This is a genomic window from Methylobacterium sp. Gmos1 (assembly GCF_053764715.1).
Genome location: NZ_JBSNCC010000004.1, coordinates 136,066 through 153,009, shown reverse-complemented (window position 1 = coordinate 153,009; position 16,944 = coordinate 136,066). Strand labels below are relative to the sequence as shown.

General features: G+C 70.6%; 16 protein-coding genes. 7 read left to right on the top strand and 9 right to left on the bottom strand.

Features of this window, described 5'->3' with window-relative positions; genetic code table 11:
* Nucleotides 1-55 precede the first annotated feature (55 nt).
* From ACS5PV_RS09860 to ACS5PV_RS09845, 4 genes are all read right to left on the bottom strand, one after another.
* Nucleotides 56-556: a DUF29 domain-containing protein gene (locus tag ACS5PV_RS09860; RefSeq protein ID WP_455395164.1), complete on the bottom strand. Its 501-nt coding sequence runs from the start codon at nt 554-556 to the stop codon at nt 56-58.
* A 27-nt stretch (nt 557-583) separates the two neighbouring features.
* Nucleotides 584-2,311: an urease subunit alpha gene (ureC, locus tag ACS5PV_RS09855; protein WP_455395163.1), complete on the bottom strand. Its 1,728-nt coding sequence runs from the start codon at nt 2,309-2,311 to the stop codon at nt 584-586.
* A 573-nt stretch (nt 2,312-2,884) separates the two neighbouring features.
* Nucleotides 2,885-3,505, bottom strand: a complete 621-nt coding sequence (locus ACS5PV_RS09850; RefSeq protein ID WP_455395162.1) for an urease subunit gamma — start codon at nt 3,503-3,505, stop codon at nt 2,885-2,887.
* A gap of 91 nt (nt 3,506-3,596) precedes the next feature.
* A complete protein-coding gene (locus ACS5PV_RS09845) occupies nt 3,597-4,445 on the bottom strand; it encodes an urease accessory protein UreD (RefSeq protein WP_455395161.1) in 849 nt (282 codons plus the stop codon).
* Nucleotides 4,446-4,657: 212 nt separating this feature from the next.
* On the opposite strand from ACS5PV_RS09845, the gene ACS5PV_RS09840 reads away from it, so the two are divergent.
* Nucleotides 4,658-5,986, top strand: coding sequence for an NAD(P)/FAD-dependent oxidoreductase (locus tag ACS5PV_RS09840; RefSeq protein WP_455395160.1), 1,329 nt, complete (start codon nt 4,658-4,660; stop codon nt 5,984-5,986).
* Nucleotides 5,987-6,137: 151 nt separating this feature from the next.
* Nucleotides 6,138-6,575 (top strand): cupin domain-containing protein, encoded by a 438-nt coding sequence (locus ACS5PV_RS09835; RefSeq protein WP_455395159.1) that lies wholly within the window; start codon nt 6,138-6,140, stop codon nt 6,573-6,575.
* Between the two features lie 556 nt (nt 6,576-7,131).
* On the opposite strand, the gene ACS5PV_RS09830 is transcribed toward ACS5PV_RS09835, so the two are convergent.
* Nucleotides 7,132-7,923, bottom strand: a complete 792-nt coding sequence (locus ACS5PV_RS09830; protein ID WP_455395158.1) for a class II glutamine amidotransferase — start codon at nt 7,921-7,923, stop codon at nt 7,132-7,134.
* A gap of 488 nt (nt 7,924-8,411) precedes the next feature.
* On the opposite strand from ACS5PV_RS09830, the gene ACS5PV_RS09825 reads away from it, so the two are divergent.
* A complete protein-coding gene (locus tag ACS5PV_RS09825) occupies nt 8,412-8,795 on the top strand; it encodes a response regulator (RefSeq protein ID WP_455395157.1) in 384 nt (127 codons plus the stop codon).
* An 89-nt stretch (nt 8,796-8,884) separates the two neighbouring features.
* Here ACS5PV_RS09825 and rpsU read toward each other — a convergent pair whose 3' ends face one another.
* Together rpsU and ACS5PV_RS09815 are read right to left on the bottom strand one after the other, a co-directional pair.
* Nucleotides 8,885-9,187 carry a 30S ribosomal protein S21 gene (gene rpsU, locus ACS5PV_RS09820; protein ID WP_455395156.1) on the bottom strand — a complete coding sequence of 101 codons (303 nt, stop codon included), beginning with the start codon at nt 9,185-9,187 and terminating at the stop codon, nt 8,885-8,887.
* 320 nt (nt 9,188-9,507) lie between these two features.
* A complete protein-coding gene (locus tag ACS5PV_RS09815; protein WP_455395155.1) occupies nt 9,508-10,722 on the bottom strand; it encodes a polyhydroxyalkanoate depolymerase in 1,215 nt (404 codons plus the stop codon).
* 345 nt (nt 10,723-11,067) lie between these two features.
* Here ACS5PV_RS09815 and ACS5PV_RS09810 point away from each other — a divergent pair, with 345 nt between their 5' ends.
* A complete protein-coding gene (locus ACS5PV_RS09810; RefSeq protein ID WP_455395154.1) occupies nt 11,068-11,721 on the top strand; it encodes a glutathione S-transferase family protein in 654 nt (217 codons plus the stop codon).
* Nucleotides 11,722-12,068: 347 nt separating this feature from the next.
* Here the strand turns inward: ACS5PV_RS09810 and ctrA are convergent, their stop codons facing one another.
* A complete protein-coding gene (gene ctrA, locus ACS5PV_RS09805) occupies nt 12,069-12,770 on the bottom strand; it encodes a response regulator transcription factor CtrA (protein ID WP_455395153.1) in 702 nt (233 codons plus the stop codon).
* Nucleotides 12,771-13,202: 432 nt separating this feature from the next.
* On the opposite strand from ctrA, the gene fliI reads away from it, so the two are divergent.
* Nucleotides 13,203-14,555, top strand: coding sequence for a flagellar protein export ATPase FliI (gene fliI / locus ACS5PV_RS09800; RefSeq protein WP_455395152.1), 1,353 nt, complete (start codon nt 13,203-13,205; stop codon nt 14,553-14,555).
* Nucleotides 14,556-14,647: 92 nt separating this feature from the next.
* Nucleotides 14,648-15,055 (top strand): flagellar export protein FliJ, encoded by a 408-nt coding sequence (gene fliJ, locus ACS5PV_RS09795; protein WP_455395151.1) that lies wholly within the window; start codon nt 14,648-14,650, stop codon nt 15,053-15,055.
* 128 nt (nt 15,056-15,183) lie between these two features.
* Here fliJ and ACS5PV_RS09790 read toward each other — a convergent pair whose 3' ends face one another.
* Complete coding sequence (locus tag ACS5PV_RS09790) at nt 15,184-15,798, bottom strand: GNAT family N-acetyltransferase (protein WP_455395150.1); 615 nt, start codon at nt 15,796-15,798, stop codon at nt 15,184-15,186.
* Between the two features lie 183 nt (nt 15,799-15,981).
* Between ACS5PV_RS09790 and ACS5PV_RS09785 the strand changes: the two genes are divergently transcribed.
* On the top strand, nt 15,982-16,869 hold the full coding sequence (locus tag ACS5PV_RS09785; protein ID WP_455395149.1) for an alpha/beta hydrolase: 888 nt from the start codon (nt 15,982-15,984) through the stop codon (nt 16,867-16,869).
* Nucleotides 16,870-16,944: the final 75 nt, after the last annotated feature.

Below are 16,944 nucleotides of genomic sequence, written 5' to 3'. Positions count from 1 at the left end.
TCGGAGAACGACGCGCCATGATCGTGCGGGCGGTGCAGGTCCGGTCCGCACCATCTCAGACGACATCCGGCTCCTCCGGTCCCGGATAGAACCGCTCGTCGAGGATCTGCGCCAGCGTGTACGGGCAGTCCGGCGGAAAGCTCCGCTCCGGCAGCCCGGTCTCGTCGGCCGTCCGCACCCGGGCGAGGCGATAGGCCTTGCCCAGAACCTCCGCCGGCCAGGCGCGCAGGCTCGGACTCATCGTCACGAGGTCGTCCAGGCTCACGCGCTGCTCGACGATCGTCGCCCGCCAGCGGTACATCCTCTGCTGCGGCTGATGCTCCCACTTCAGCAGGTGGTGCAGCAGGACGGTGAGGCGGCTGCGGATCTCGGATTTCTGCGAGCCGCCCAAGTCGGCGATCTCCTCGGCCAGGGCCTCGCGGTCGAGGGCCGACCAGCGGCCGGCCCGGATCAGCGCGGCCTGCGCTTGCGTCCAGAGGAAGTAGTCGGTCTCGTGCGAGACGTGCATCTCTGGCAGGACGCCGGCATCCGGCGCCCGCCCGGCGAGCTTGGGCATGGAGTCGCTCCTGCTCCCCACACTCCCTCAGAACAGGAAGTAGCGCTGCGCCATCGGCAGCACCTCGGCGGGCTCGCAGACCAGCAATTCGCCGTCGGCGCGCACGTCGTAGGTCTCGGGGTCGACCTCGATCACCGGGGTGGCGTCGTTGTGGATCATGCTCTTCTTCGAGATGCCGCCGCGCACGTTCTCGACCGCGACCATCTCCTTCATCACCCCGAGTTTTTCGCGAAGCCCCGCCTCGATCGCGGCCTTCGACACGAAGGTCAGCGCCGTCGAGGCCGGCACCCGCCCGAAGGCGCCGAACATCGGGCGGTAATGCACCGGCTGCGGCGTCGGGATCGAGGCGTTGGGATCGCCCATCGGGGCTGCCGCGATGGCGCCGCCCTTGATGATGAGGTCGGGCTTCACCCCGAAGAAGGCCGGCGACCACAGCACGAGATCGGCGAGCTTGCCGACCTCGACCGAGCCGATATGGCGCGAGATGCCGTGGGCGATCGCCGGGTTGATCGTGTACTTGGCGACGTAGCGCTTGGCCCGCGCGTTGTCGTTGCCCGACGCATCGCCCGGGAGCGCGCCGCGCTGACGCTTCATCTTGTCGGCGGTCTGCCAGGTGCGGATGATGACCTCGCCGACCCGGCCCATCGCCTGGCTGTCCGACGACATCATCGAGAGCGCGCCGATGTCGTGCAGGATGTCCTCGGCGGCGATCGTCTCCTTGCGGATCCGGCTCTCGGCGAAGGCGAGGTCCTCGGGGATCGACGGGTCGAGGTGGTGGCACACCATCAGCATGTCGAGATGCTCGTCGATGGTGTTGCGGGTGAAGGGCCGCGTCGGGTTGGTGGAGGAGGGCAGCACGTTCGGTAAGCCCGCCACCTTGATGATGTCCGGCGCGTGGCCGCCGCCCGCTCCTTCCGTGTGGAAGGCGTGGATGGTGCGGCCCTTGAACGCCGCGATCGTGTCCTCGACGAAGCCCGATTCGTTGAGCGTGTCGGTGTGGATCATCACCTGGATGTCGTGGGCGTCCGCCACCGACAGGCAGCAATCGATCGCCGCCGGCGTGGTGCCCCAATCCTCGTGCAGCTTGAGCGCGCAGGCGCCGGCCCGGATCATCTCCTCCAGGCTGTCGGGCTTCGAGGCGTTGCCCTTGCCGGCAAACGCCAGGTTCATCGGGAAGGCGTCGGCGGCCTCGATCATCCGGGCGATGTGCCAGGGGCCCGGCGTGCAGGTGGTGGCGAAGGTGCCGTGGGCCGGGCCCGTGCCGCCGCCGAGCATCGTGGTGACGCCGGAATTCAGCGCCTCGTCGATCTGCTGCGGGCAGATGAAGTGGATGTGGCTGTCGAAGCCGCCGGCGGTGAGGATCTTGCCCTCGCCCGCGATCACCTCGGTGCCCGGCCCGACCACGATGGTGACGCCGTCCTGGATGTCCGGGTTGCCGGCCTTGCCGAGCGCCGCGATGCGCCCGCCCTTGAGGCCGACGTCGCACTTCACGATGCCCCAGTGATCGAGCACCACCGCGTTGGTGATGACCGTGTCGACGGCGCCGCCGGCGTTGCTCGCCTGGCTCTGCCCCATCCCGTCGCGAATCACCTTGCCGCCGCCGAACTTCACCTCCTCGCCGTAGCGGGTGTGGTCCTGCTCGACCTCGATGACGAGGGAGGTGTCGGCGAGGCGGATGCGGTCGCCCTTGGTCGGCCCGAACATCGCCGCGTAGGCGGCGCGGGGGAGGCTGGCGGGCTTGGGGGTGTTGGACATGGGCAGGGCGGTCCGGTCAGGCGGGCGTCGTGGGTTCGGATTTCGTGCGCTCATCCTCGGCCAGGAGAATAATCTCCGATCGGGTCCGCGCTGGCGGCTGGCGGGCCGGCCCTGGCGCGGGCGCGGCGGGCGATGCCCCGCAGGGCAAAAAGGGCGTCGGGCTTCGTCGGGCGCGCGCGCCCTTCATCCCCCGTGGCGGGAGAGCCGCGGTCATCCGGCGCGAGTCCAGGGCTCTGATGGGCGTCGGCTGCCAGGGTCACCTGTCCTCCATACCTCGCTTCACACGATCTCCGCCTGATCCGCTCTGGAAGTTATAGAGCGCGGGATCCCCTCTCCCGTGTGGGAGAGGGGTAGGGGTGAGGGTGGAGACGGTGCTGGATGAGACACCGAACGTTCCGATGCCAGCACGACGCTCAGCGTTTCACATTGAAGCGTGTCACCCTCACCCCCGACCCCTCTCCCACACGGGAGAGAGGAGAGGTGCCCTACCTTTATTCGAACGGATCGAGCGGTAATCGTATTGTTCTACCCGCGATCTCAGGATGGGACCGGGGAAAAGCAGGCTCGTGCCGCTCACAAAGCCCCCATCACGTCGCCCCGGAACCCGTACACCGCGCGCCCGCCACCCATCGGGATCAGCACCACCTCCCGGGTCGAGCCCGGCTCGAAGCGGACAGCCGTGCCCGGCGCGATGTCGAGGCGCTGGCCGCGCGCCTTGTCGCGGTCGAAGCGGAGCGCCGGGTTGACCTCGAAGAAGTGGTAGTGGGAGCCGACCTGGATCGGCCGGTCGCCGGTATTGGCGACCTCGATCATCGTGCGGGGTGCGCCCTCGTTGAACACGATCTCGCCGTCCGGCGTCGTCACCGCGCCCGGCACCTCGGCGGCGGGGGTGCCGCGGATCGGGTGGTGGACGGTGACGAGCTTGGTGCCGTCGGGGAAGGTCGCCTCGACCTGGATGTCGTGGATCATCTCCGGCACCCCCTCCATCACCTGGTCGGCGGTGAGGACCTGGGCGCCGAGCCGCATCAGCTCGGCGACGGTGCGGCCGTCGCGGGCGCCCTCGACCACGAAGTCGGTGATCAGCGCCACCGCCTCCGGGTGGTTGAGCTTCACGCCCCGGGACAGGCGGTTGCGGGCCACCATCGCCGCCATGGCGACGAGGAGCTTGTCCTTCTCGCGGGGTGTCAGCAGCACGGGAGAATCCTCTGGGTCAGGGCCGCCGCCATCCTTCACCGAGGCGCGGCCGCGAGGCAAGGTTTCGGCAGGCAAGAACCGAGCCGTGCGCTCACGTCTGCCACACCCGCGGCAGGGGCCGGCCGCGGAAGCCTTCGAGGATCCGCGCGGCGGCGAGGCGCAAAGGCCCGATCTCCGCCCCGAGCAGGCGCATGACCAGCATGCCGTTCCAGGCGCTCGCCCCGGCCTCGACCGACAGCGACTCGCAGCCGGCCGTGGCGATCAGGTCGCGGGCCTGTTCGAGGCGGCCCTCGGCGTCGGGCGCGAGGTGGATGAGCGTTCCCATCGCCCGGGCGCCACCGGCCACCGCCCGGCGCGCGAGCTTTGCCGCGATGTCGCCTTCGAGCCGGAAGGTGTCGGCATAGGTCAGCCGACCGGCGCGGCGCAGCCGCCAGGAATCGGTGAGGAGGCCGCTTCGCATCACCTCGCCCTTCGCGGCTCGGCCGAAGACCAGGGTCTCGAACAGGGTGAGCCGCGCATCCGCCGCCATCTCGGCCGAGAAGCTCCGGGCGAGCCGCGCCCCGTCGAACAGGATCGTCTCCTGCGGCAGCCAGGCCAGGGCGGCCCCGCTCTCCAGGGTGAGATCGACGTCGAGCCGCGTCACCGGCCCGTCCGAGCGGTAGATCTTCTCCGCCGCCGTGGTGGTGAGCACGAGGTCGGCTTGCCGGGCCAGCCGCGCCTCGACGGTGAAGCGGTCGCCGCAGGCGATGCCGCCGGCGCTGTTGAGCAGCACCGCCTCCATCGGGCCGGGCTCGGGCCGCGGCAGGCGCAGGCGCAACGGGCCGGCTTCGAACAGGTCGGCCGTTCGCGTGGCGCCGCCCGGCATCCGGGCGACCGTCAGCGCGACGTGCCCGATCGAGCGCTGGCGGCGGAGGGCATCGGGAACGGGGAAAGCGTGCATCGTAAGCCCGGGACCGGCGCGGGGAAGGCGGGCGCGGACGGCCCTCGCGCCTAAGCTTAGACCGCGCGAGCGACCCCGCAGGCAAGCCCTTGCGCCCATCCGATGATGCCGGATCCGCCGGGCGCCCAGCACAATCTGCCGCGAAGGCTGGGCTCTCCGGCGTCCGCGCGCGGCCGCCCCTGATAGTGTCTGACGGTCAACGGGAGCCCACCATGCCTGCACCTCTCCTCCACATCGACACCACGCCGGACCTGCCGGCCGCCGCCGAGGTGGTGGTGATCGGGGGCGGCGTGGTCGGCACCTTCACGGCCTATTACCTGGCGCGCCGGGGCGTCAGCGTGGCCCTCGTCGAGAAGGGCCGGATCGCGGGCGAGCAGTCGAGCCGCAACTGGGGCTGGTGCCGGCAGCAGAACCGCGACGCCCGCGAACTGCCGATGGCGACGAAGAGCCTCGAATTGTGGGACCGCCTGAAGGCCGAGACCGGCGAGGATCCGGGCTTCCGACGCTGCGGCCTGCTCTACCTCAGCAACGACGAGGCCGAGATCGCCCGCTGGGCGAAGTGGCGCGATTTCGCCGCGGGCGAGGGCGTCGTCACCCACATGCTGAGCGAGGACGAGGCGCGGGCGCGGGGCGGCGCCACCGGGCGGAGCTGGAAGGGCGGGGTGTTCTCACCCACCGACGGCATCGCCGATACCTCGCGGGCGGTGCCGGTGGCGGCGCGCGGCGTGATGAAGGCCGGCGGCAGCGTGCACCAGTTCTGCGCCGCCCGCGGCCTCGAGCTCGAGGGCGGGCGCGTCAGCGGCGTGGTGACCGAGAAGGGCACCATCCGCACCCGCACGGTGGTGATGGCCGGCGGCGCCTGGGCGTCGTCGTTCTGCCGCCAGCTCGGCATCCGCTTCCCGCAATCGGCGGTGCGCTCCTCGATCCTGGCGGTCGGCCCGCACGTCGAGGGCCTGCCGGACGCGCTCCACACCGCCGAGATCTCGGTGACCCGCCGCGGCGAGAGCGGCGGCCACACGCTCGCCATCAGCGGCCGGGCCAACGTCGATCCCACGCCGCAGCAGATCCTGTTCGCGCGTGAATTCGTGCCGATGTTCGCCAAGCGCTGGCGCGTCCTGCGGCCCGGCGGCACCGAGGGCTGGCGCAGCGGCCACGAGACCGCGGCGCGCTGGCGCCTCGACGAAGAGACCCCGATGGAGCGCATGCGCATCCTCGATCCCCGGCCGGACGCGCGGCTGGTGGCCGAGACCCATCGCCGGGCGCTCGAATTGCTCCCCGCCCTGCGCGGCACCGCGATCACCGCCTCCTGGGCCGGCTACATCGACGCGACGCCGGACGGCGTGCCGGGCATCGGCGAGGTCACCGGCGTGCCGGGCCTGATCCTGGCGGCGGGTTTCTCCGGCCACGGCTTCGGCATCGGTCCGGGTGCCGGCCACCTCATCGCCGACATCGCCTCCGGCGCCGAGCCGATCGTCGACCCCAAGCCCTACCATCCGGACCGGTTCACGGCCTCGGCCTGGGGGAAGGTGGCGGATTTCTGAGAACCGCGCTCTGGCCCAAGCAGATTTCGCCGAAGCGGTTGCCGGTTCGGCGCCGAAAACCTGCGGCACAACAAGAACCTCAGCGGACGAAGCGTTGGCTTGCCCACGCAAGTCTGCTTAGACTGTCCTGCGCACCAGCGGAGGATGCGCCATGGACCTGTCGTCGCCGGACACCACCTGCCGGGTCGTGCGCCCGGGCCCCGACTACGTCGGCAAGCAGGCCCTCACCTACGCCCCGGCGGTCTCGGCCGAATCGGTCGGATCGACAGGGCTGCACATGCAGCTCGTCACCCTGCCCCCCGGAGCCCGCGCCAAGGCGCATCGGCACGAGGCGCACGAAACGGCGCTCCACGTCCTCTCCGGTATCGCCGGCATGTGGTACGGCGAGCGCCTGGAGCAGCACCTGTGGAGCCGGGCCGGCGACTTCGTCTACATCCCGGCGGGAGTGCCGCACCTGCCCTATAATGCTAGCCGGACCGAGACCTGCACGGCGGTGATCGCCCGCACCGACCCGAACGAGCAGGAGAGCGTGGTCCTGCTGCCGGAACTCGACGGGTTGCGACCGCCGGAGGCGGACGTGATGGCCTGAGCGGACTCGCGTTGGCAGGCCACGCAAGTCTGCTTGGATTCTTGTTGTGCCGCAGATCTTTGGTGCCGAGCCGGCAACCCCTTTGGCGAAATCCGCTTAGAGCAGGGCCGGATCACATCGCGGCACGGTCCACGACACGGTCTTCTAGCGACGATGCGGCGCGGCGGCGGTCCCTCGCTTGGCCGGTCGGTCTTCGCGGTTCCCCCGTTCCCGGATGACGGGAACGACGTGGAGGAAGATCAGGGAATTGCCGCGAAAAGTCGCGAAGCGTCCGCGTGTCCGCGACGGTGCAGCGTTCGTGCGAGATCCCATCGATGGCTTCGGGCGATCCTTCTGGATCGCTAGCGCGATGCGGATTTCGGTTTCGCAGGGGCGAGCGAAGTCTACGGCTTGACCGCGCGCTGACGGTGCCGTCTTCGCACGTGATCTGCCGGACATGGCATCGGCGGCACGCCGTCCTCGCGGTCCTCGCGAACGGGACTTTTTCGCGAGGACGTGCGCCGACTTGCGCGCCCGGCCGACCAACGCTCTCCGCGGAGGCGGGGCCGGCCCGCCTTCAGGCCGCCGCCCGCAAGCCCGTCTCCTCCGGCCCGACCACCCGCACCGGCTGGCCCGGGCGGGCGAGCAGCGTGCCGCCCTTGGGCACCTCCGCCCAGCCGGCCCGCAGGCCGTCGATCGGCTCGGAGACGACCGCGAGGCCGGTGCCGGTCTCGCGCCAGTACAGGCTCGGCGGGCGGCCGTCGCAGGCCCAGCGATAGGCGGTCAGGCTCTCGCCGTCGGTGAGCACGGCGGTGAAGCGCAGGGGCTCGTCGATGCCGGCCTCGCGCATCAGGCCGCGGGCGGCGGACACGCTCGCCGCCATCGCGCCGACCGGATCCTGGTCGAGGCCGTGCGCCAGGGCGAGCAGGAACAGCGCCTCCGAATCGGTGGTGCCCTGGCGCGCCTCGTAGAGCGCGTCGGGGATCATCGCCTCGAGCCGCCGGCGGATGCGGGCGTAGCCGCCGATCTGGCCGTTATGCATGAACAGGTGACGGCCATGGGCGAAGGGGTGGCAGTTCGCCCGGGTCGTCGCTGTGCCGGTCGCGGCGCGGACATGGGCGAAGAAGGTGCGGGCGCGGATCTGCCGGGAGAGGCTGCGCAGGTTCTCGTCCGACCAGGCCGGTCGCACGTCGCGGTAGAGGCCGGGCTCGGGCCGGTCGCCGTACCAGCCGATGCCGAAACCGTCGCCGTTGGTCTCGGTCTGGGCTTCCGTGGCGTGCAGCGACTGGTGCACGAGCGAGTGGGTCGGCGCGCAGACGAGCTCGTCGAGATAGACCGGGTCGCCGTGGTAGGCGAGGAAGCGGCACATCGGCTCTTCACCTCCCGCGGCGGGTGCCGGTCCCGCTCCGGGCCGTGCCTCGTCCGCCGCCTTCATCGAACGGTAACATTCTGCCTGGGACGGTGAACAGGTCGTTAATGCACCGCACCATGCAAGAAAGTTCCTCATCTGCCCAAGGCTCATGCCCAAGGTGCGGGCAATCGCGCAGGGGGAGGGCGCGACATGCGCGCGGCGCATCGATCGCCCGGGCGAAGGTAGACCTTTTGCCGGGATCAATGTCAGGATTGAGTCGTTGATGCTCACGCGAGCGTGTTCGCGTCGTCGAGTTGCGTCCTCTTCCGGCACGCGTGTCACGCCGCGCTCGGTTTTCCGTCCCCTCGGCTCCGCTCGTTCCCCCGGCATCCGTATCGGGGGATCCCGCGGCGATTCGGCGGGCGGCCGATCGGCTCCGCATCAATCCCGAGCACTCACGGGGACCCGGGAATCAACCAGACTCTCAGAACATAACAGGAGGCTTCATGGGCAGAGCAGCACCCACCGCGCCGATCGCCGTCGTGGTGGAGGACGATGAGTCCGTCCGGGATTTCGCCGCGGCGATCCTGGAGGAGACCGATCTCGCGGTGATCGCGTGCGACAGCGCCGCCGACGCGCTGGCGGTGATGCGCGAGCACGGCTCCGAGGTCGCGCTGCTGTTCACGGAGATGCAGCTCTCCGGCGAGATCGACGGCGCCACCCTGGCGCGCACGGTCGAGCGGGACTGGCCGGACGTGCGGCTCGTCGTGACCTCGCGGCCGGGGGCGGCGCAGGCCGTGCCGGACCACGCCGTCTACATGCAGAAGCCCTGGCGGCCCCTCGACGTCCTGGTCGAGGCCGAGCGGGCGGCGTACGGCGCCGCGGCCTGACCAACGCGAAGAGCCCGCACGCCTCGCGGCGTCGGGCTCGACGGTTCGGGATGTGCCCCGCCGCGGAGGCGGGGCGCAAGCCGTATGCTTTACGCGTTGGCAGCCGGAGCGGCGGCGGGAGCCGGCGCCGACGGGGCCATGCCGGGACGGCGGGGACCGCCGACGCGGGGCTTCGGCTTCGGAGCGGCGATCAGGCCCTCGCGGATGGCGGTCTTGCGGGCCTGCTTGCGGGCGCGGCGGACGGCCTCCGCCTTCTCGCGGGCCTTGCGCACCGACGGCTTCTCGTAGGCCTTGCGCTGCTTCATCTCGCGGAAGATGCCCTCGCGCTGCATCTTCTTCTTGAGGACGCGGAGAGCCTGATCGACGTTGTTGTCCCGAACGAGTACCTGCAAGGGTGTCTATCCTTTTGTCTAAATCCAGAATCGTGGCCGACCTTGCGCGGAACGCGCCCGGATGGCTGCCTGCCCGGCCAACCGAAATGCGCCCCGCGGCCCGGACCTGGTGAGGACCGGGAGGGGCTTGGGTCGCATCGCGGTCGCACCGGAGCCCGGCGCAAGCTGTCGGCGCACGGTATGCGCCTGATCGGGGCCTTACACCACTCCGCCACGACTTCCAACCGGGGAGTGGTCGCCTGACCGAAATTTGAGCGGCTACGGGACTGAAACGCACCGCGTGCCGGATGGCATCGTAGCTAGGCGGACGGCGGCCCGGATCAAGCGTTGGCCTGGATGAAGCTGCGCACCAGCGGGTAGGTCTGGCCCTCCCATTTGCGGCCGGAGAACACCCCGTAATGGCCGACTCCGGGTTGGAGGTGGTGGCGCTTGCGGAAGGGTTTCAGGCCGGTGCAGAGGTCGTGCGCCGCCATCGTCTGGCCGACGGCGCAGATGTCGTCGCGCTCGCCCTCCACCGTCATCAGGGCGGTCTTGCGGATCGCCCGCATGTCGATCGGTGAGCCGCGGAAGGTCAGCTTGTTCCGGGCCAGCGTCGCGTCCTGGAACACGGTCTTGACCGTCTCGAGGTAGAACTCCGCCGCGAGGTCGAGCACTGCGAAGTACTCGTCGTAGAAGGTCTCGATCTGCGCCGCCTTGGCGGTCTCGCCCTCGGCCAGGTGCCAGTACAGGTCGAGATGGCCGTGCATGTGGCGCGCGGCGTTCATCGACATGAAGGCGCCGACCTGCATGAAGCCCGGATAGACGCGCCGCCCGGCCCCGGCATGGCGGCGCGGAACGGTGGCGATCAGATTCTTCTCGAACCACTCGATCGGCTTCGAGGTCGCGAGCTCGTTGACCTTGGTCGGATTGATCCGGGTGTCGACCGGCCCGGCCATCAGGGTCATGCTCGCCGGATGCGCCGCGTTGCGGCTCTCGGCCATCACGGCGGCGGCGGCGAGGGCCTGCACGGCGGGCTGGCACACCGCCACGAGGTGGGCGCCCTCGCCGATCGCCTCCAGGAACTGCACCAGGTGGGCGACGTAGTCGTCGAAGCCGAAGCGGCCGGCGCTCAGCGGCACGTCGCGGGCGTTGTGCCAGTCGGTGATGTAGACGTCGTGGTCGGCAAGCAGCGTGCGCACGGTGCCGCGCAGGAGCGTGCCGAAATGGCCCGACAGCGGCGCCACCACCAGCACCCGGGGCTGCTCGCTGACCATGTCCTTGCGGAAGCGCAGCAGCGTGCCGAAGGGGGTGGAGAGCACCGGCTCCTCGGTCACCGGCACCTCGCGGTTGCCGATCCCCACCGTCTCGATCCCGTAGGAGGGCCGGGCATGGGTGAGGCCGGCGCGCATCATCATCCGGGCGGCGGCCGCGACCCAGGTCGCCGGCGCGCCGTAGCCGGCCCGCATCCAGGGCGCCGTGCCCTCGTGCAGCACCCGTCCCCAGGCGCGCGTCGCGGCGGCGGCGTCCGACTGGACCTCGAAGGCATCGTACAGCATCGGCCCGGGCACTCCCTCACGGACTCGCGCGGGGTGCGGCCCGCCGGCAAGCGTACGGCACGGCTCGTCCCCCCCGCGACCGGACTTTCGGCGGAACGCGGCAGCCATCCCTCAGCGCTCGCGGGATGCGACCCTCGTGCCAGTTTCTTCTCCTGCGCAGTCTAGGCCCGGGTGACTTGTGCGGAGATTGCGTCCCGGCGCGGCCAAGGGGGTCCGGTCGGCACGAGTCTTCGATCGGCATGAGTCTTCGATCGGCACGAGTCTTGGGTCGGCACGAGTCTTGGATCGCGAGGCCGGAAACCCAGGGGCAGACGGGCCGCGCGATGACGGCCCGGGGAGGACGGGATGGCCGAGGCGACGCTGACGATCTCAAGCCGCAACTACTCGTCTTGGTCGCTGCGCGGCTGGCTCCTCTGCCGCATGGCCGGGCTCGACCTCGACGTCGAGGTGCTGTCGGGCGATCCAGCGAGCCGGGCCGAGCTCCTGCACCTCTCGCCCTCGTTCCTGGTGCCGCGGCTGACCCACGGCGCGGTGCGGGTCTGGGACGTGCTGGCCATCGCCCAGTACCTGACGGAGGTGCGCCCCGAGGCCGGGCTCCTGCCCGAGGACCTCGCCACCCGCTCCTGGTCGCGCTCGATCTCGGGCGAGATGCACGGCGGCTTCATCAACCTGCGCTCGGCCCTGCCGATGAACCTGCGGGCGCGCTACGCCGACTTCAAGCTCTGGGGCGGCGCCCGGGCCGACATCGCCCGGGTGGTCGAGATCTGGCAGGAGGCGCTCCGGGCCCACGGGGGTCCCTACCTGTTCGGCGAGCGGCCGGTGGTGGCGGACGCGATGTACGCACCCGTCTGCACCCGCTTCGTCACCTACGGCGTCGACCTGCCGCCGGACTGCGCCGCCTATCGCGACCGGATCATGGACTGGGACCTGATGCGCGACTGGATCGCCGCTGCGGCGGACGAGCCGGAGGAGATCGAGGAACTGGACATGGAGTTCTGATACGATTTCCGATTGATCGCTTCGCGATGCGGAAATCGGTCTCGCTCACGCGCCGCGCGGGCTCGTGATACGAATTCCGAACTGATCGTCCGGAATTCGTATGAGACGGAGCGCCGAGCACGAGCATCCGCGTTCTCGCCGGATGAGCCTCGGCAGGCGGCGGGTTCGCTCACGAAGCGTCACGTCCGGCGTCTTCCCGTCGATCGCTCGACGCCCGGGAATCGAGGAGAGGCCGGCAGGCCCGCGCCTCACCCGGCCGCCCTGTCGCCACCCCCGGAAATACCCGTCACGAACTAAAAAACCCCGCCGGAGCGGGGTTCTTTCATCGTCCGGGCCGGATCCGGTGGTCAGACCGCGATACGACCCTCGTCCTCGGTCGGCTCGCGCAGCACGTAGCCGCGGCCCCACACCGTCTCGATGTAGTTCTTGCCCTGGCTGGCATTCGCCAGCTTCTTGCGCAGCTTGCAGATGAACACGTCGATGATCTTGAGCTCGGGCTCGTCCATGCCGCCGTAGAGATGGTTCAGGAACATCTCCTTGGTCAGCGTGGTGCCCTTGCGTAGGCTGAGGAGCTCCAGCATCTGGTACTCCTTGCCGGTGAGGTGCACCCGCGAGCCCGACACCTCGACCGTCTTCTGGTCGAGGTTCACGATCAGGTCGCCGGTGGTGATCACCGACTGCGCGTGGCCCTTCGACCGGCGCACGATCGCGTGGATTCTCGCGACCAGTTCATCTTTGTGGAAAGGTTTGGTGAGATAATCATCGGCACCGAAGCCGAGGCCCTTCACCTTGTCCTCGATCCCGGCCATGCCGGAGAGGATCAGGATCGGGGTCTTGACCTTCGCCACCCGCAGCGAGCGCAGAACCTCGTAGCCCGACATGTCGGGCAGGTTCAGGTCGAGCAGAATGATGTCGTAGTCGTACAGCTTGCCGAGATCGACACCCTCCTCGCCGAGGTCGGTCGTGTAGGTGTTGAAGTTCTCGGACTTGAGCATCAACTCGATGCTCTGCGCTGTCGCGCTGTCGTCCTCGATCAGAAGTACCCGCATCTCAGGTCCCCAAGCCCTGGCCCTCAAGGGTTAAGGCAAGCCCCCGCCGCCCGTCTCCCACCGGCCCGTGGGGGACGCCCGTTATCTTCCGAACCGCGACGCTATGCCCGAACGGTTAACAAACCCTGTTCCGGTCCCGCAAGCGGTTAGGAAACCGCCGATGGTCCGGACCCTTGCGGGTTGTCGTTCCGTTCCGGCCGAATCGCGGTAGCATATCTGCATCCCGCCACTGCCGGACCGCCTAAATGACTCGCATCATTGAGGCTCGCCCCTGATGTTGCGCCCGCGCCACGCCCCCGGAGAACCTCCGGGCACCCACCGCGGATCCCATCTGCCTCAGTGTTAAGGAGAGGGGTAAATGGATCGTTGATGGAATCCGGCAATGGCGCCATCACGGTTCGGGAAACGGCCTCGTATCAACAGGATGGTGAGATGAGCGCGTCCGCGTCCGGGGGAGGGCGCTTCGATGCCGCCCTTGCCGCGCTGTCCGGCATCGAGGAGGTCGAGACCTTCGGCCGGGTGGTCGCGGTGCGCGGCCTCCTGATCGAGGTCGCCGGCCCGGTGGCGGCGATGCGGCTCGGCGGCCGGCTCGACGTCGTGGTGAACGAATCCGCCGGCACCGCGGTGCCCTGCGAGATCATCGGCTTCTCCGGGCCCCACGCCCTGGCGATGCCGTTCGGCTCGCTCCAGGGCGTGCGGCGCGGCTGCCCGGCCCGGGTGCGGGCGGAGGGCGCCGGCGCGATCCGCCCGAGCCGCGCCTGGCTCGGCCGCGTCGTCGACGCCCTCGGCCGGCCGATCGACGGCAAGGGGCCGCTGCCGCCCGGGCCCGTCGCTTACGGCCTCCAGGCCGATCCGCCGCCGGCCCACGCGCGGCGCCGGGTCGGGCCGCCGCTCGATCTCGGGGTGCGCTGCATCAACACCTTCCTGACGATGTGCGCGGGCCAGCGCATGGGCATCTTCGCCGGCTCCGGCGTCGGCAAGTCGGTGCTGCTGTCGATGCTGGCGCGCTACACCGCCGCCGACGTCGCGGTGATCGGCCTCGTCGGCGAGCGCGGCCGCGAGGTGCAGGAATTCCTCCAGGACGACCTCGGCGAGGAGGGCCTCGCCCGCTCGGTCGTGGTGGTCGCCACCTCCGACGAGCCGGCCTTGATGCGCCGCAACGCCGCCTACGTCACCTTCGCGCTCGCCGAGCATTTTCGCGATTGCGGCGCGCAGGTCCTGTGCATGGTCGACTCGATCACCCGCTTCGCCATGGCCCAGCGCGACATCGGGCTCGCCGCCGGCGAGCCGCCGACCGCCAAGGGCTACACCCCGACGGTGTTCTCCGAGCTGCCGCGGCTCCTTGAGCGGGCCGGGCCCGGGACCGGCGAGGGGGCGATCACCGGCCTGTTCACCGTGCTCGTCGAGGGCGACGACCACAACGAGCCGGTGGCCGATGCGGTGCGGGGCATCCTCGACGGCCACATCGTGATGGAGCGCGCCATCGCCGAGCGCGGGCGCTACCCGGCGATCAATGTGCTGCGCTCGGTGTCGCGCACCATGCCGCGCTCCTGCGACCCGGACTTCCTGCCGGTGGTGCGCCGCGCCCGCCGGGTGCTCTCGACCTACGCCGACATGGAGGAGCTGATTCGGCTGGGCGCCTACCGCCCCGGCAGCTCGCCGGAGGTCGACGAGGCGATCGGGTTGATGCCGGATCTGGAGGCTTTTCTGGGGCAGGGTAAGGAAGAAGCAACCTCCATCCGCGAGGGTTACGAACGCCTCGCCGCGATCGTCGGCGGGCCGTGAGGGCCGGTCGCGCGGTCCGCAGACGCGGCCGCGTGACGGCGCGTGGCGGGCTCGAAGCTCGGCCGCAAGCCGCTGGCGGGAGTAGAGTACCAATGAAGTCGCGGGACACGCTCATCCGGCTGCGCCGCTTCCAGGCCGACGAGAAGCGCCGCAAAGTCGCGCAAATCGAGGCGATGATCGCCGATTTCGCCCGCATGGCCGCCGATCTCGACCGCGAGATCGGCCAGGAGGAGCAGCGGGCCGGGATCTCCGATCCGGCCCACTTCGCCTATCCGACCTACGCCCGCGCGGCCGCGCAGCGCCGCGACAACATCCGCCGCTCGGCCGAGGACCTCGACGTCCAGCTCGCGGAGGCCAAGGCGGCGCTCGCCGAGGCCTTCGAGGAGCTGAAGAAGGTCGAGATCCTCGACGACCGTGAGCGCTCGGGCGAGCGCGCCGCCGAGAACGCCCGCGACCAGGCGAGCATGGACGCGATCGGGCTCGGCCGCGCCCGGGCCTGACGACTCGTACGATTTCCGCTTGATCGCTTCGCGATGCGGAAATCGGCTTCGCTCAGGCGTGTGAAGCCCACGGCTTCACCGCGCGGGCTGGTGATCCGATGTCCGGAAGGAATCTTCCGGGCATCGGATCACCCCGCGAGCAACGGGATCTGCCCGGCAGCGATGCGGGGCAGGTCACCGGTGAGCCGCGGGTCCGGCGCGACCTCGATCGCCCGGGCGTAAGCGCGGAAGCCCGACCGCCGGTAGAACTCGACCGCGCCCGGATGGTCGAGGGTGCAGGTATGCACCCAGAACCGGTCGATCGGGCGCGCGAAGGCGCGGGCCACGGCCTCGTCCATCAGCCGCCGCCCGAGTCCCTGCCCGACCGCCCCCGGCACGAGGCCGAAATAGGCGAGCTGCGCCTCGCCGGGCTGGCGCCAATCGAGCTCGAGGAGGCCGATGTCGCGCCCGTCCGCGACGAGGGCTAGGGCCTCGACGTCCGGATCACCCAGGATCTCGAGCAGCGCGTCGTCGCCGATCCGGGAGCGGCCGAACCACAGCCACGGCGTGCCGATCGCGGCGTAGAGCGCCCGGTAGCGGGGGACGTCAGAGCCGATCGCCGCGACCTGGACAGGCTCGCGCGGTCGCGGGGGAGGGGGCTCGCGCATCTCCAGGTAGGTCACCACGGCGGCGACGTGGGTCGGCGGAACCGGGGTGTAGCCGTCGAGGCACAGGCGCGGTCCGTCGGTCGGTTGGTCGCTCACGGCGCGAATGTCTCCCGTCGGGATGTCGGGTCCCGAAGGGGCCGGGCCGTTTCACTTGTGTCAAGCTTTGTCGTGCCACGCTGTCGCGATTCGGGCGTTCCGCCGTCCGGACGGCTGGGCGAACGGGGCTTGGCCATTAGATGCGTTGGTGGGCCGGCCGCCGGACCGCTGAGAGGCACGAGCATGCACGACGCCCACGCGCGGGACCGGCGCCGCTTCACCGTCGTCACCGAGCCCCGCGCTCAGGTATCGCGCCGCATGATCGAGCGCGGCGACGGCCCGGCGCTCGAATGGATCGAGGCCGAGCCCGCCGGCGAGCCCCGCGGCGCGCCGCTCCTGTTCGTGCACGGCGCCTTCGGCGGCGCCTGGATGTTCGAGGAGATCTTCCTGCCTCACCTCGCCCGGCGCGGGCGCCGCGCGGCGGCGGTGAGCCTGCGCGGCCACGGCCGCAGCCAGGGCGGGCGCGACCTGCGCGCTAGCACGCTCGCCGACTACCTCGCCGACCTGAAGCTCGCGCTCTCGCAATGGGACGAGCCGCCGGTGCTGGTCGGGCACTCGCTCGGCGGGCTGCTGGCGCAGCGCGTCCTCGGCCACGTCCCGCTGCGCGGCCTCGTCCTGATGGCCTCCCTGCCGCCGGAAGGCCTGGGCGTCGTCGGCCCGCGCATCGCGATGACCGATGCGGGCTTCTGGGTCGAGGCGCTGGCGGGCTCGCTGCTGCCCGGCCGCGAGCCGGCGGTGGCGCTCGCCCGGCACTGGCTGTTCTCGGAAGGGCTGCCGCTGGAACGGGCGCAGAACTACGCCGCCCGGATGTCCGCCGAGAGCCCGGTGGCGCTCGCCGAGGCGCACGTGCCGCTCCTGCCGTTCTCGGCGGCCTTCGCGGGCGTGCCGACCCTGGTCCTCGGCGGCGGCGACGACCGCATGATCTGGCCGGCGACGACGTGGCGCACTGCGCTCTACCACGGCGCCCAGCACCGCACCGTGCCGGGCATCGCCCACTTCCTCCAGCTCGATCTCGGCTCGGAGGGCGTCGCGCGCCTGCTCCTCGACTGGCTCGACGCGAGGGGCGCCTGACCCTGCGTCCGGGACCGCGTCTCGCCGCGGGACCGGCACGAAACCGTCACGATCCCATGAAAGGAGGAGTCCGCC